Below are 15,314 nucleotides of genomic sequence, written 5' to 3' on the forward strand. Positions count from 1 at the left end.
TAATTCTGCGCCCCGTGGCTGAAGCGCGTACCCGACTGTACCAACTGTCCGTTTCCGGACACTATGACGGCCATGTCAACCGAATCGCATATCCTGGTCATCGACGACGATCCCGACATCGCCAAGGCCGCGCGGCTGCTGCTCGAACGGCACGGCATGCGCGTCTCGACCGCGGCGAACCCGGAGGCGGCCTGGGTGCTGCTCGCGGGCGAACCGATCGACGTCATCCTGCTCGACCTCAATTTCGCGCGCGGACGGACCACCGGCGAGGAGGGGTTCGCGATGCTCGACCGGCTGATCGCGGCGGACGCGCGCGCCGTCGTCATCGTCGTCACGGGGCATAGCGGCATTGCGGTCGCTGTCAGGGCGATGCGCAGCGGCGCGACCGATTTCGTGATCAAGCCCTGGAACAACGAGCGCCTGCTGACCACGGTGGAGCGCGGGCTGGCGCTGCGCCGCGCGAAGCTGGAGACAGCGGCGACACCGCCGGTCCATGACGGCATCCTTCTCGGCGAAAGCGCCGGGATCGCACGCGTCCGCGACCTGGTCGCTCGCGTCGCGCCCACCGCGGCCCCGATCCTGATCCACGGCGCTGCGGGTACCGGCAAGACGCTGATCGCCCGACTGGTTCATCAAGCCTCGCCCCACGCCAGCCTGCCGCTCATCACGGTGGACGCCGAGGCCGCGGACGCCGCCGTCATCGCCCAGCAAACGGCGGCGGCCGCTGGTGGGTTGCTGGTGATCGACCATATCGACCGCCTGCCTCGTGCGCTCAACGGCGTTCTCCTGTCAGCGCTCGACGGCATCCGCGTCATCGCGACCACGCGACTGGATCGCACCGGCGTTCGGGGGGCGATCGGCGAAGATTTGCTCGACCGGGTCGGAACGATCGAAATCGCCCTCCCGCCGCTCGTCGATCGCGCGGGCGATGCGGTGCTGCTCGCACGTCATTTCCTTGCGCTGTTCGCCTACCGTCACGGCAAGCCGCTCGGACCACTCGATGTGGACGCAGTGCAGGCGATCGCGGCGGATCGCTGGCCCGACAACGTCCGCGGCCTGCGCCAGACGATGGAACGTGCGGTGCTGCTCGGCGATGGCGAGACTTACGCGATTGGCGACCTGCTGCGTTCACCCGGCACCGCGGAGCCGCAATCGCTCGCCCCCGATCTGTCGCTCGCGCGCAACGAGGAAACGCTAATCACCGCGGCACTCGAGCGCCATGCCTTCAACGTCAGCCGCGCTGCCGCACAGCTTGGACTGACCCGTGCGGCGCTCTATCGGCGGATGGCACGCTATGGCCTCTGACCGGGTGCGTGCGGTGGTACGCGCGCTGGTGATAGCTGCGGCCGGCGCCGGTGGTGCGGTTGCGGCCACACGCGGTCTGTACGCCACCGCGCTCCTGGCGGCGATGATCGTGATCTGGATCGCTGCACTCGACCTGGTCGACGCTGGTCAGCGCTCGCCGATGCCGGCGCCACCCATCCCGACCCCGTCTGCCGGAGACGAGGAACGGCGCCGTCTGAACGCCTATCTCGATCTGTCGCCTGCGCCCTTGGTCGCGCTCGACGACGGCCGGTTGCGCGCCGTCAACCGTGCCGCGCGGCGATTGCTCGGCGCAGGCGATCTGGTCGCCGATCCGCCCGAGGGGCTCGTTTCCGCGCTCGCGGACACCCGCCCCGGCCGCACCGCCACGATCGAGATCGGGCAGGACGCCGACATCCGGAGCTTCGCGCTGGCCACCGGCGACCTCGCGCTCGCAGGGCGGATGACGCGGATCGGCGCGCTGATCGACATCGACGCCGAACTGAAGGCCGCCGAGGCCGCCGCATTGCGCGAACTCGTCCAGGTCCTGAGCCACGAGATCGTCAATGCCCTTACCCCGATCGCCTCGCTCGCCGAGACCGCAGTGGCGATGCTCGACGATCCGCACCCGATGCTGCCCAAGGTGCGCGACGCGGTCGAGACCGTCGCGCGTCGCGCCGCCAGCCTGCACCGGTTCGGCGAAAGCTACCGTGCATTGGCGCGGCTGCCCGTTCCCTCGCTGGAGCGCATCCCCGTGGCCGGGTTCGTCAGCGATCTGGCAGCGCTGTTTACAACGAGATGGCCGACGATCCCATTTACGACCGATCTCCTTGAGGCACCGGCCACTATACTGGCCGACCCGGATCAGTTGACCGCGGCGCTCTGGGCGGTGTTGCAGAACGCGGCCGAGGCGTTGCGGAGTTCGCCTGATGCACGGGTCACACTCACCGTCTCCGCCTTTGTCGGCCAAACCCAGTTCACGATGATGGACACCGGCCCCGGTATTTCGGCCGACAACCAGGCCGACATCTTCCGCCCCTTCTTCACCACCAAGACGGAGGGTACGGGCGTGGGCCTGGCGCTCGCCCGGCAGATCTTCCGCGGTCACGACGGCGATCTCAGCCTCGCACATTCTCTACCCGGTAAAACGCGGTTCGACGGCACGGTGCCCTCCGGTCCGACCAGCTGAACAGGCGTCGGCAAATACCAATGTTTGAACACATCAATCAAATCGGAAGAGCCAGATGCGGACGCTTACACCCGCTCAGGCGCATCCCGGAACCCGCCGTTCATTCATCTTCCGGTCTCGCGATCACACGCACGCAGCGAAGTCGACCTTCGCGTAATTTGCAGGGCCGTCAGCGAGGCCGCGCTCAGAATACAGACTGAACCACCATGGATTTACCCGAGGCTTACCGGATCGTGACGATGACCTGATCCGTCGCATGACCCGCTAGATCGACGAGGCTCAACCGGTGGCGCCCCGGCGGGGCGAAGAACAGCAGTTGCTGCGCGGCGGGGCCGAGGTCGCGATCGTCGAGGAAGACGTGGTGCGCGCGGACGTCGCCGGTGGTCTCGATCGCGAGGCGCTGGCGGTCGGCGGGGATGTCGGGGTCGATCGCGTAGACGCTGCCCGAGGCGGGGTTGACGATCCGCGCGCGGCGGGCGGTGGCTGGCGCCGCGGCGATCAGCGACTGGCCGGTGCCGCTGAGGAAATATTCGATGCGGGGCTGCTCGATCGCGTCGGCAAACGCAATGCGGCGGTGTTCGACGCCGGCGGGCATGGGCGGCCCGCGTTCGTCGTCGCGTCCGAGCGCCAGCATCACGTCGCGCCAGACCGGCGCCGCGCCGCTGGTGCCCGAGACCGCGCGCATCGGATCGCCCTCGACGTTCCCGACCCAGACCGCGACCGTGTAGCGGCGCGAGAATCCGACGCACCAATTGTCGCGCATGCCTTTCGAAGTGCCCGTCTTCACCGCGGTCCAGAACGGTAGGCGCAGTGCCGAGTCCAGGCCGAAGGTGGCGGCGCGGGCGTTGGGATCGGCCATCATATCGGCGACGATCCAGGCGGCGGCTGGCGTCGTGACCGGACGAGCGGCGACGTGGGGCGCATCGGCGGTGAGCCGCAGCGGGGACCAGCGGCCGTCATTCGCGAGCGACCGGTACGCGTCAGCCTGTTCGAGCAGCGTCACCTCGGCCGATCCGAGCGCGAGGCTGAACCCATAATAATCGCCGTCCTCGACGAGCCCACGATAGCCTGTATCCCAGAGCCGATCGCGAAACGGCTCGACCCCGACCAGCAGCAGCGTCCGCACCGCGGGCACGTTAAGCGACCCTGCCAGCGCGCTGCGCACCGACACGCGCCCCTTGAACCCGCGATCGTAATTCTGCGGGACGTACAGCCCCGACGCGGTATCGAGCTGCACCGGGGAATCGTCGAGCACCGACGCCGGGGTCAGGTAGCCGCGCTCGATCGCCTGCGCGTAGAGGAACGGTTTCAGCGTCGACCCGGCCTGGCGATAGGCGTTGGCGGCGTCGACCGCCGGCGCGGTCGAGGCACCCCCGATCCCGCCGACATAGGCGAGGACGTCGCCGGTCGCATTGTCGATCACCACCGCGGACCCGTCGCGCGCGCGCGATCCACCGAGCCCGAGCAGCTGGCGACGCAGCGCGGCGGCGACCGTGCGCTGGAGCGCGGCGTCGAGCGTGGTGGTGATCCGCAGGCCGGGCTTGGTCAGCAGGCGATCGGCGAGATGCGGCGCGAGCCCCGGATTGAGCGCGAGCGTCCGCACCGGGCCGAGCATCGACGCGGCCTCGCTGGCGAACCGAGCGCAATCGCCCACGCCCCCCAATCGGCAAGCCCGCGCGGCGATGCGGGGAGCTGGCGCCTGCGGATCGGGCAACAGCGCGGTCAGCAGCAACGCGTCGTCGCGCGCCATCGCCGCGGGGGTCTTGCCGAACAGCGACAGCGCCGCCGCGCCGATCCCCTGCGCCTCGCCGCGGAACGGGGCCAGGTTCAGGTATGCCTCGAGGATCTGGTCCTTGCTCCACGTCATCTCGAGCGATCGAGCCGCGCGCATCTGGCGGAGCTTGTCGCGCCAACCGCGTGCGCCGGGCATCGCCAGCGTCGGTGACAGGAACGCCGCGACCTGCATCGACAGCGTACTCGCACCCCTGCCCCGCTCGCCCTTCGCCCGCGACCGGATCGACCCGAGGATCGCCAGCCAGTCGACGCCGCCGTGGCTGCGGAAGCGGGCGTCCTCCGCCGCGACGACGGTGGCGGGCACGACCGGGGCGATCTGGTCGAGCGGTACCCACGCCAGCCGTCGCGCGGCGAAATTGACGCGCGCGCTGTCGATCAGCACGCCGTGGCGATCGTACAGCCACGCCTCAGACGGCTTCCACGCAGCGCGGACCTGCGCATAGCCCGGCAGGGGCGGCGGGAACGTCGCCCAGTCGAACCCCACCGCGGCGAGGATCAGCACCAGCAGTCCGGCAAGCGCCGCGCGCTGCTTCATCGATCCGCGACGACCATCGTCTGGTTCGGCACCGCGGCGCGGATCGACGGCGAATACATCGCCTCGACCCGGCTTGGCGGCATCTGGAACCGGCCCGCACCATTGAGCCGCACCGTGTACGTCACGGTGGTGGTCCCCTTGGGCAGCCAGGCGAAATAGGCGCGCCACGTATCGCGGCCGCGTTCGACGTAGCTTGGACCGCCACCCTCACCATCTGCCGCGCCGCCCTGCTGGAGCAGTTGCGACTGGCCGCCGAGATCGCTGATCACGGTCGCGCCGGCGGGCACCGGATCGCTGATCGCGACCCAGTTGCGCTCGGCGGTCGCCTCGACCGACAGCGTCACGCGGAGAACGTCGCCCGTCGTCAGCCGCCCTGCGGTACGCACCTGCACGACGTCGACCTTCCGCGTCAGGCGATAGCCGGCGAACAGCGGCTGCCGCAGCGGTACCGCCGCCGAGATCGACACGGTCGCCCACGGCCCCGCCCCGCCGCTCTGCGCCAATCGGAGCGGTCCGGCAGCGGCGAGCGGGAACGATATCGTCCGCGCGGGTTCCGCCAGCGGCCAGCCACGCGCGACGCTACGCCCTGCGTAAGACAGCAGCGTCGTCCCCGTGACCGCCTGCGCCGGATAGACCTGCGCGAAACGCCGCGCGGCGATCGCACCCCAGGCGTTGGCGGTGGTCGTATCCCAATGCCCGCGCGACTGGCGCAACGCCGTGCCGACCATCAGGCGCGGCGCATCGTCCTGCCAACCCGGCCGCCCGAGCACCGCCGCGGTCGCCTTGTTCGCCGCCTCGTCGGCCGACGACATCAGCCACCACGACGCGTTGGCCGAGTCCGACAGATCGAGCCGCGTGCCCTCGAACACGAGGCGGGTGCGCAACACCGCCTCGGCCTGCGCCTTCGCTTCGGTCGACGCGCCGGGAATCGCCGTCAGCGCGGTAATATAGTCGGCGAGGCTCGCGGTCGGCATCTCGGCGGGCGTCATGCCGATCTGGCCGAGCATCGCTGCCGTCGCCTCGCCCTGCCGCGCCAACGCCGCCAGCGCCGCGACCTTGGTCAGGCGGACATCGCCGTAATCCTCGTGTCGCAAGCGCCCGTCGAGCACCGCCTTCATCGCCTCGATCATCCGCGCGCGCTGGACCGGCGGCAGCGACAGGTTCGCCGCGCCCGTCATCGACAGGACATAGGCAGTCAGCGCCTCCGACCCCTGCAGGCTGTCGCCGGGGAAGTAGCGCAGCAGGCCATCGGGCGCCTGATAGGTCGGAATCTCGCCCGCCAGCGCCGCCCAGCCCGCCGTGTCGCCAAGCACGACGATCCGCGACAACCGCTGTTCGAAACAGTTGAACGGATAGCGGCTCATGTAGTCGCGGACCCCGGCGAGCGACGGCGCCAGCGTATCGGCAAGGCGGATGTCGACGCTGCCGCGACCCGGCAGCGCCCCCATCGGCGGCGCGATCGGGATCAGCGTATTCTCGCCGACCTGAGCGAGCGTCGCCGCCCAGATCTCGGTCGGCACCGCCGGGATGACGTCCTGCGTCACCGTAACCTGATCGGTCGCGCGGCCGTCGTTGCTGCTGGCACGCACCGTCCAGCGCAGCGTATCGACGCCCGCAGGCGCCGTGAGGTTCCATGCCACCGGTGCCGCACCACCAGCAGGAATAGTGACGGTCAGCGGCTTGCCCTGCGCGATCCGCGGGAAGACATCGACGTTCGCCGTGACTGTCATCGCGCGATCCGATCCGTTGCGCAGCGTGAACCGCGCGCCGTAAAAATCGCCCGAGCGGACCAGCGGCGGCATGCCGGCATAGAGCGACAGATCCTGCGCGGTGCGGATGTCGGTGCTGCCGGTGCCGAACGCCTGCGCCCCATCGGTGGCGATCGCGACGAGCTTGAACGACGACAGCGCATCCGACAGCGGCACGGAGACGCGCGCGCGCCCTTGCGCATCGAGCGGGACATGCCCCTTCCACAGCAGCACCGGCTGGAAATTCTCGCGGTTGAGCCCCGACAGGTCGCCACCGCCACCGCCGCCACCCGCTTCGAGTGCCTTGCGGCCATAATGCCGTTTGCCGACGACCTGCATCTGCGCGGTCGCGGTCAGGACGGACAGCGGGCGATCGCCCATCATAGCGTCGAGGATGTTCCAGCTGTCGTTGGGCGCGAGTTGCAGCAACGCCTGGTCGACCGCGGCGAACGCGACATCGGCCTCACGCGCCGGGCTGCCATCGGGCTTCCGCACCTGGATCGCGACGTTGGCCGTGCCCCGCGGCGCATAGCGCTCGCGGTCCGCCTTGACCGCGACCGCGAGCGTATGGCCTTCCCAGCCGACCTTCACCTTGGCGATGCCGAGGCGGTAAGCGGGCTTGGCGAGGTCGACCAACGCGGTCGGCTCGGCTGCGTCCTCCGGCGTATCCGACAGCCCCAGCGTCCGCGCGATCCGGTGGATCCAGCTCCAGAACCCGCTCTCGACGCGACCGCGCACGACCAGCACCGAGACATAGACGTCGGGCGCATAGGCGGCGTCCATCGGCACCTCGATCACCGGGTCCTTGCCCGACAATTCGGTCACGAAGCTCGACAACACGCCCTCGCGCTCGACGCTGACCAGCGCGGTCGCCGAGCGGAACGGCATCCGTACCTGGAACCGCGCGGTCTCGCCCGACGCATAGGCGAGCTTCTCGGGGACGACGTCCATCCGGTCGCCATTGTCGCCGCCGAACCACCAGTCGTCGTTCCCCGCGAGCCACACCGACTTCACCGCACGCGCGACGTTGCCATCGGCATCGGTGGTGGTCACGACCGCGTAGATCTCGCCCGAGACGCCCGGATCCGCCTTGCACTGCGCGAGCCCCTGCGCATCGGTGGTGGCGCTGCACGAGGCCGACAGCTTGGTCGTCCGCATCCGGTTGTCATAGGCGTAGAACCCGCCGATCAGCCGCCGCCGCGCGGTCAGGATCTGGCGATTGTAGAATTCGACGGACAGCTTTTGCCCCTTGATCGGCTTGCCATCGGTATCGAGCGCGACGAAGCGCAGGCGCAGATCGTCCGCGCGCATCATCCAGCCATCGGTCGCGACGCCGAGCTGCACCCCCGAGGCGTAGATCGGGATCGATTTCGAGGCGGTCAGCGTCTCGCCATTGGCATCGCGGTAATCCATCTCGACCTGCATATCGGTCGTGCCGGGCAGCGTTTGCGGCATGTCGACCGTCATCCGGCGCGTGCCGTCGCTGCCAAGCGTCGCCGGCAACATCTGGGTCGGCGGCAACGGCGTCTTCGCATCCTCCCCTTCGCCGTCGAGCGGCTTGACGCCCTCGCTGATCGGTTCGCCGCCGAAGCTGAACTTGTCGTAGCCGACAGGCGTCGCACTATGCGCGAACCAGCCGATGCGGACATCGACCGGCAGGCCGGGGGCACCGCCGCCCGAGAGATACCCTGCGAACAGATCGAGCTGAGCGGTGCGTGGTTTGACGAGTGCGGTCTTCGGCCCGGTGACGCTCGCGCGCATCGTCGGCAGGCGGTATTCGTCGACCTTGAACGACTGCGTGGATTCGGTTGTGGTGTCTCCGACGACGAAGACGAGGTCGTAATCGCCCATCGGTGCGCCCTTCGGAGCGGTCCAGACCGTCTCGCCGGTACCGTTGGCGCCGATCGTCACGGGCATCTCGAACTGCGTGTCGGAGCCGCGATGCGACAGCCGGAGCGTGCCGGTAAAGCCCGGCGCCAACGAGAACCCGCGCGCGTCCGGGCGACGCAGGATATGCTTCATGTGGATCGTCTCGCCCTGGCGAACCAAGGCGCGATCGAACACGGTGTGGATGATGTCGGTCGCCGCCGAATAGCCGTAGGACAGGTCGAAATCAAACGGCCGGATGCCCTCGCCCCAGTCGGTCAGCGTGAAGCTGAAATCGTCGCCAGTACGCGCCGAGATCATCAGCGGATGCGGTGAGCCCTCGCCTTTGCAGCTGCCATAGGTCTCGGGTTCGGGAAGGCCGCGCGCGACCATCAGCCCGCCGCTCTTGTCGGTCGCGCCGCGCGCGAGCGGCTTGCCGGTACAACTGTCGCTGACCTGCACCACCGCGTTCGCCACCGGCTTGCCCGTCGACAGCCGCGTGACCCAGGCGAGCGAGCGATCGCGCCCCCATTCGAAATGCACGGCAAGATCGGTGACGAGCGCGGCGCTCGCGACGTAGCGCGGCACGTCGCGACCGAGCAGCGCACGGCCGAGCGTCGGGCTGGCGAGTTCGACGACGTAGAAGCCGGGCTTGCCGAGCGGCAGGCCGACGACCTCGAAATCCTTGCCCTTGCCCGGCAGGTCGAGCTTGAAGGGGTCACCTTCACCGCCGCCCCCGCTCCCAAACAGCAGCGGCTTCTCGCCGGTATGATTGATCTGGAGCGGCTCGGCCCCCTTGCGCTCGATCGTCTGATAGTCGGTCTTGCCCGCATCCTCGACGCGCCGCAGCCACGCGGCGATCTCGCCGTCGGTGCCCCCCACGCGCAGCCGCTGGCCGCCGATGCCCGCGGTCTGGCCTTGCAGCGAAGGCTCGACGTTGCGGACGGTGACGGGCAGAACGCCGCCCTGTTTCGCCTCGAGGATGCCGAAGTCCGCCGCGAACTTAACGAGCGGCGGAGCTTCGTCGAACTTCACCTCCAGCGGGAAGCGTTCGCGGTTGGCGAGGATACGCCCGCTTTCGTCCTTGAGGTCGGCGGGGATCGCCACCGTCCCACGCGTCGCGACGGGCAACGGGGCGGCGAACGTGACCTGCTCGATCGTCGCGCGGGTCTTCTCCTCGTCGCTGAACACCGGCGCGACCGACTTACCGTCGGCGAGCGTCAAGCGGACTTGCGTCGCCGCGCTCATCGGCACAGGTGCGGAGAACCGCAGATACGCCTTCTCGACCGGGCTACAGCCGGCCGCAGTGTTGACGCGCGAGCATTCGAAGCGCGCGGTGAAGGGTTTGCGGACGGTGAAGTCGAACCGCTGGTCGGCACCGGCGAGCTTGCCCCCGGCGCTGGCGATGTTCGCGCCCCACACCAGCGCCATGTCGCGGCCCGGCGGCAGGGGGCGGCGGCATTTCAGCGCGGTAATGCCGGCCAGCGCGCGCTGGCGCGATGCGGTATCGGCGGGGACCGTCTTGGGCAGCCCGGCGCTTTCGAGGAAATTGGTGACCGAGTAGTTGTTGCCCAACCCGGCGAGCAGCTTGCCGGGCAAATCGGGCGCCAGCACGTCGACCGCGATCTTCTCGCCGATCCCGTCGACCGCGCAATAGGCGTTGGCGGCGATCGATTCACGGGTCGCGAGCATGTTCGCGGCGACCAGGAACACCTGGTCCTCCTCGATATCGCCTTCGCCGGGCAGCACCGCGCGGGCGATCGGACCGCCGGCATCGACGGTGAAGCTCTCCGCGTCGACGCCGTAGCCAGCCGCGCTCTTGAGTCCCTCGCGCGTCGCGAGCGTGCAGCGGGTGCCGCCGGGCAGGCCTTGCGCGAAGTCCCAGACATAGGTCTGCGGATCGACCCAGCGCCCTTCGCCCGACACCGCGCACTCCACCTTGAGCGGGGAAGCAGCACGCGGATCGCCGAGCGGCACGATCGCGTCGCTGAACCGCACGGTGAAACGCGTGATCGCGCCGTCCGAGATGTTGGGCGTGGCAAGCGTGACGTGCGGCGTATCGCCGCCGAACGCGGCAACCGGGGCAACGACGATCGCAAGCGCAGCCCACAGTCTAGTAAATCGCATGCCCGCTCTCCCCGCCTACAGAATACGGATAGGGACGCGCTAGTCCAGACGAAACCCGGTGCTGATCAAAATCGGCATAGCCTTCTCGACCCGTTTGCGGCCGCTATCATACCAATTGGCAGCTTTTCGAACCGACCGTGCAAATTGGATCGGTTTTTGTTCAAATTCATTGCAAGTCGATCGGCGAGTTTTTCCGAAAACTATCTAGAATCAAGGACTTCATTATCCTCGCCCTCACGTTGTAGGCATTGCGGTAAAGGCTCAAGGCAGAGTAGCGATCCCCACATGATGCCTGTTCGCAAGCGATAACGCACAAGCCGTCTTACCCCGAGCGCGCTAGACCCATCGGTACAGGTGCGGCATGTACACGCCAAGCTTGGCAGGAATGCCGAGCGCGGGGGCGTGTGGCGATGATCGTTTGGGCAGGGATTGTCGGCGCGTTGGCCGGCTGGGTCTTCACCGATTTTCAGACGTACGGACTTGTGATCGGGGGGCTGATCGGCCTCGTCGCCGGCTTGGGGTTGCGACGCGGTATTCGCATCGAAGTGGCGCAGGCGACCCAGGCACTGCAGGATCAGATCGACAGCCTGATCGCGCGCGATCCCGTCGAGATCGGAAGATCGGCCGTGCCGACACAGGAAACTCCCGCGGCCGACGGCGTCCTGCCACCGGCATTGCGCGCCGCCGGCGAGGAAACCGGGCCAGTCGCCACGCGAAGTCCCTGGACTACGCCGCCACGGCCCGAAACCGACGCGGCTCCTCGCCGCGATCCAGCGTTTGCAGCAACGTCAGCCCCCGCAGAACCGGGCGTCGTCAATGCTGCCGTGACAGCGGCCGTTACCGCAGCGAAGAATTGGTTGTTCGGTGGCAACACGATCGTTCGTGTCGGCCTGATCATCCTGTTCGTCGGCCTGTCTTTTCTCGCAAGCTATGCGGCTTCGGCCGGGCTGTTCCCCATCGAACTGCGTCTTGCGTTGGTCGTCGCGATCGGCATCGCCCTGCTCGCGATCGGCTTCCGGACGCGAGAGAGCCGCCCCGGCTTCGGTCTGGCGCTGCAGGGCGGCGGAATCTCCACGATCTATCTGACCTTGTTCGCCGCTGCCAAGCTGTATGCGCTGTTCCCGATCGTGGCGGCGTTCGTGCTGATGATCGTGGTATGCGCACTCGGCTGCACGCTCGCGTTGCTGCAGCGGTCCCAAGCGCTCGCGGTCACCGCGTTCGCGGGCGGCTTTGCGGTGCCGCTGTTGCTCGCGGGCGGCGGCGGCACCATCGTCGCGGTGTTCGCCTATTATACCATCCTGAACCTCGCGATCCTGTTCATCGCCCAGCGACAGGCATGGCGCGTGCTCAACCTGGTCGGCTTCTTCGCCACGTTCGGCGTGGCGACATTATGGGGCACGACGAGCTATCAACCGACCGACTTCGTGGCCGCGCAGGGCTTCCTGATCGCATCGGTGCTGATCTACGTCGCGACCGCGGTTCTCTATGCGCGAGCGACGCCGGGGCGGCTTGGCAATGTGGTCGATACGACGTTGCTGTTCGGGCCCGCGCTGGCGGGTTTCGGATTGCAGGTCGGGCTGGTCCATGATCGCCCGTTCGGCAGCGCGTTCGCCGCGATCGGTTTTGCGGCGCTGTACCTAGGCGTCGCAGCCTGGACGATGCGCTATCGCCGCGACACGTTCCGCGTGATGAACGAGGCGATGCTGGCGATCGGCATTGGTTTCGTCACGCTGGCGGTGCCGTTGGCGCTCGGCGCACGCTGGACGTCGGCCGCATGGGCGCTCGAAGGCGCGGGCGCATTCTGGGTCGGGATGCGACAGGCGCGGTGGATGCCGCGAATGTTCGGGATCCTGCTCCAGATCGTGGCTGCGCTGATCTACCTTGGCAAGATGTCCGGAGATGTCTCCGCCATTCCGCTCGCCAATCCAGGCTTTGTCGGCGCAATGCTGATCGCGCTGGCAGGGTTGGCGACGGCGTGGTGGCTGCGCGAGCCGCTGTCTCACAGCGGGTCGCGGTGGGCGAAAGCCTATGCAGGATACGAAGCGACATTGGCTGTGCCGGCGTTCGTGTTCGGCTTCCTTTTCTGGTGCGTTGCATGGTTCGCCGACATCACGCGCATGATGCCGCCGCGCGCTGCCGGTCTCGCGACCGCGCCGGCGTTCGATCCGGGGCTGCAACCGCTGCTGATGCTGCTCGCCTTCGTCGGCAGCGCATGGGCCGCGCAGTATGGCGGGCGGCGGTGGCGCTGGAGCGTCGCAACCCGGCCCAGCTACACGACGTTGATGGCCCTGGTGCTGACGTTCGTCGCCACGGCGGGCGGCGGGCGCCATGTCCTGCGAATCCCCGATTGCGTGTTCTGGATCGTCGCGATCTCGCTGCACCTGCGGATGCTGTACCGCAACGACCGGGATCAGCAGGGTGCCGAGTTGCGCATGGTGCTTGGCGTCATTCATGTCGGCGGCGTGTGGTTTGCGACCGCTATGCTGGCGGACTGCCTGTGGTTTGCGATCGAAAACGCGCGACTGTGGAACACCGCCTGGGCGGAAGTAACGCTGCTTTTCGCCATAACGGCGGTGCTAGTCGCGCTGACGATGTGGGCGGGACGTGCGATGCGGAATCCGGCGGCGGCCGCCGCCGCAGGACCGACAAATGGAACGCGTTGGCCGCTCGATCGGCATGGTCAGGCCTATGGCTGGTATGCTGCGGTCCCGATCGCGGCATTGGTCTATCTCGGGGCTCTGCTGACCGCGGTGATCTCGTCGGGCAATGCCGCCCCCCTGCCCTATCTGCCGCTGCTCAACCCGGTCGATCTGGCGCTAGGGTTGTCGCTAGCCGCGCTGGAGCTTTGGCGGCGTACGATCGTGGCGGCGGTGCCGATGCCGCCCGCATCCGCCGCTCTGCGCGGCAACGCGACGCTTGCCGCGCTCGCAGGGCTGGCCTTCGTCGTGGTCAACACGGTGTGGCTGCGGTTCGCGCACCACATACTCGGGGTCTCGTGGAGCGGAGACGCGCTGCTCGACAGCGTGGTCGTGCAGACCGGGCTGGCGATCCTGTGGACGTCGCTCGCGCTGGCGTTGATGGTGCTGGCGTCTCGCCGCGTACAGCGGAGCCTGTGGCTGGTGGGCGCCGGACTGCTTGCGCTGACCGTGGCCAAGCTGCTGCTGGTCGATCTGAACGCCGCGGGCGGCGGCGCACGGATCATTGCGTTCATCGTGGTCGGCGTGCTGATGCTGGTCGTCGGTTATCTCGCACCACTGCCGCCCAAGGTGGCGCCCAAGGTGCCGCCCGCCGACGCGAAGGTCGCGGCATGAGGAGCATCCGTAAAGTTGGCGGCCTTGCGCTGGCTGTGGTGGCGCTGATCGCCGCGGCCCCCGCGGGGTCGAACGATGATCCGCAGTCCTATGCCCGCCGGATCCCAATCGTCGTCGCGCCCGGATCGACCGTGCAGCGCTTGACGATGCCGGCCGCGGTGCTTGCAGCATCAAGGACCGCGACTCTCTCGGATATCCGGGTCTTCGATGCCGCTGGCCGGCCGATGCCGATCGCACGCGTCGCTGCCGCCGCTGGCCCCGCGAGGCGCTACGACCTGTCCGCGCTCCCGATCCTGGGTGCGGCCGACGCATTGACGGTCACCGGCGTATCGCTCCGCCTCGACGGCGCGGGCAACGCGCGTGTCGCGCAAGTCGACGGCACGCCATCCGGCCGGCCGGTGGAGGCGATCATGCTCGGCATCCTGCTCGATGCCCGCACGGTCGCGGGAAGCGCGGACACGCTGACGCTCGATGCGGACGTGCCGCGCGCGCAGCCGGTGACCTTCACCGTCGAAGCGAGCGCGGACCTGCAGGATTGGCGCTCGCTTGGCGAACAGGTCGTCTACCGGACTGCGGGCACCGCGGGGATCGCGATCAAGCTCGGCGGCGCGGTGCTGGACCACGACTATCTCCGCGTCACATGGCGCGCAGCATCGCGGCTGCTGGCGCCGGTGACGATACGAAAGGCGGCGCTGCTGATGCAGCCGGCTGCCGCGGCCAGCGTGTCGATCGCCGCGTCGCTGCCGCCGCTCGGCGACGCCCACGCGGTCGAATTCGAATGGCCGTCGGCGAGCGTGATCGATACCCTCGGAATCATCACGACCGGCAACGACGTGCTCGTGCCCGTTCGCGTCTTTGGTCGCGACGACCGTGAACAGCCTTGGACGCTGATCGGCTCCGGGACCGCCGCGCGCGCGACCGCCGAGGCAACCCCGTCCCGCGGTATCGCGCTGAACGCGCGCGCGTATCGCACGGTCCGGATCGAGGCAGACCAGCGATCGACCGGCTTCACCTCACCACCCGCTGTTCGGCTTGGATTTTCCTCCCGAGCAATCCTGTTCCTCGCCGCGGGCAAACCACCCTATATCCTGACAAGCGGTCGAGCGAACGCGCCCGACGTCTACCTGCCGGCCGGAGCCCTGATGAGCCAGGCGTCGGGCGGTCCCGTACCCTCGGCCACCACCGCCGCTGTGGAATTCGTGCTGCGGCTTGCACCGGTGCACGATGCGACCGCCGTACGGCGCCAGACCTTCCTGTGGGGTCTTCTACTAGCCGCCACTGCCCTGCTGGCCGCAATGGCATGGGTTCTCTGGAAACGCAGTGTCGCTGCGCAACCAGGGAGCAGCAATTCGTAGATGCGCCATTCGCGGACCGGCGCGCGCGTGCCGGGTCCAGACATCCCCTGGCACGCCGTCCTCTTCGTTGCCGTATTTGCCCCGACG

6 protein-coding genes are annotated in these 15,314 nt (G+C 68.5%); 4 read left to right on the plus strand and 2 right to left on the minus strand.

Features of this window, described 5'->3' with window-relative positions; genetic code table 11:
- Nucleotides 1-72 precede the first annotated feature (72 nt).
- Nucleotides 73-1,305, plus strand: coding sequence for a sigma-54-dependent transcriptional regulator (locus BM244_RS05695; protein WP_093397914.1), 1,233 nt, complete (start codon nucleotides 73-75; stop codon nucleotides 1,303-1,305).
- On the plus strand, nucleotides 1,295-2,491 hold the full coding sequence (locus BM244_RS05700; protein WP_093397915.1) for a sensor histidine kinase: 1,197 nt from the start codon (nucleotides 1,295-1,297) through the stop codon (nucleotides 2,489-2,491). Before BM244_RS05695 ends, BM244_RS05700 begins: the two co-directional genes overlap by 11 nt.
- A gap of 223 nt (nucleotides 2,492-2,714) precedes the next feature.
- On the opposite strand, the gene pbpC is transcribed toward BM244_RS05700, so the two are convergent.
- Together pbpC and BM244_RS05710 are read right to left on the minus strand one after the other, a co-directional pair.
- Complete coding sequence (gene pbpC / locus BM244_RS05705) at nucleotides 2,715-4,820, minus strand: penicillin-binding protein 1C (protein ID WP_093397916.1); 2,106 nt, start codon at nucleotides 4,818-4,820, stop codon at nucleotides 2,715-2,717.
- On the minus strand, nucleotides 4,817-10,561 hold the full coding sequence (locus BM244_RS05710; RefSeq protein WP_093397917.1) for an alpha-2-macroglobulin family protein: 5,745 nt from the start codon (nucleotides 10,559-10,561) through the stop codon (nucleotides 4,817-4,819). Before BM244_RS05710 ends, pbpC begins: the two co-directional genes overlap by 4 nt.
- Nucleotides 10,562-10,971: 410 nt before the next feature.
- Between BM244_RS05710 and BM244_RS05715 the strand changes: the two genes are divergently transcribed.
- Both BM244_RS05715 and BM244_RS05720 read left to right on the plus strand, forming a co-directional pair.
- The gene (locus tag BM244_RS05715) at nucleotides 10,972-13,872 is read left to right on the plus strand and encodes a DUF2339 domain-containing protein (RefSeq protein WP_093398155.1); all 2,901 of its coding nucleotides are present in this window, start codon (nucleotides 10,972-10,974) and stop codon (nucleotides 13,870-13,872) included.
- Nucleotides 13,869-15,227 carry a DUF3999 family protein gene (locus BM244_RS05720; RefSeq protein WP_093397918.1) on the plus strand — a complete coding sequence of 453 codons (1,359 nt, stop codon included), beginning with the start codon at nucleotides 13,869-13,871 and terminating at the stop codon, nucleotides 15,225-15,227. The genes BM244_RS05715 and BM244_RS05720 overlap by 4 nt, the downstream gene beginning before the upstream one ends.
- Nucleotides 15,228-15,314: the final 87 nt, after the last annotated feature.

Origin of the sequence: Sphingomonas sp. OK281 (genome assembly GCF_900115295.1) — a bacterium.
Taxonomy (GTDB): domain Bacteria; phylum Pseudomonadota; class Alphaproteobacteria; order Sphingomonadales; family Sphingomonadaceae; genus Sphingomonas.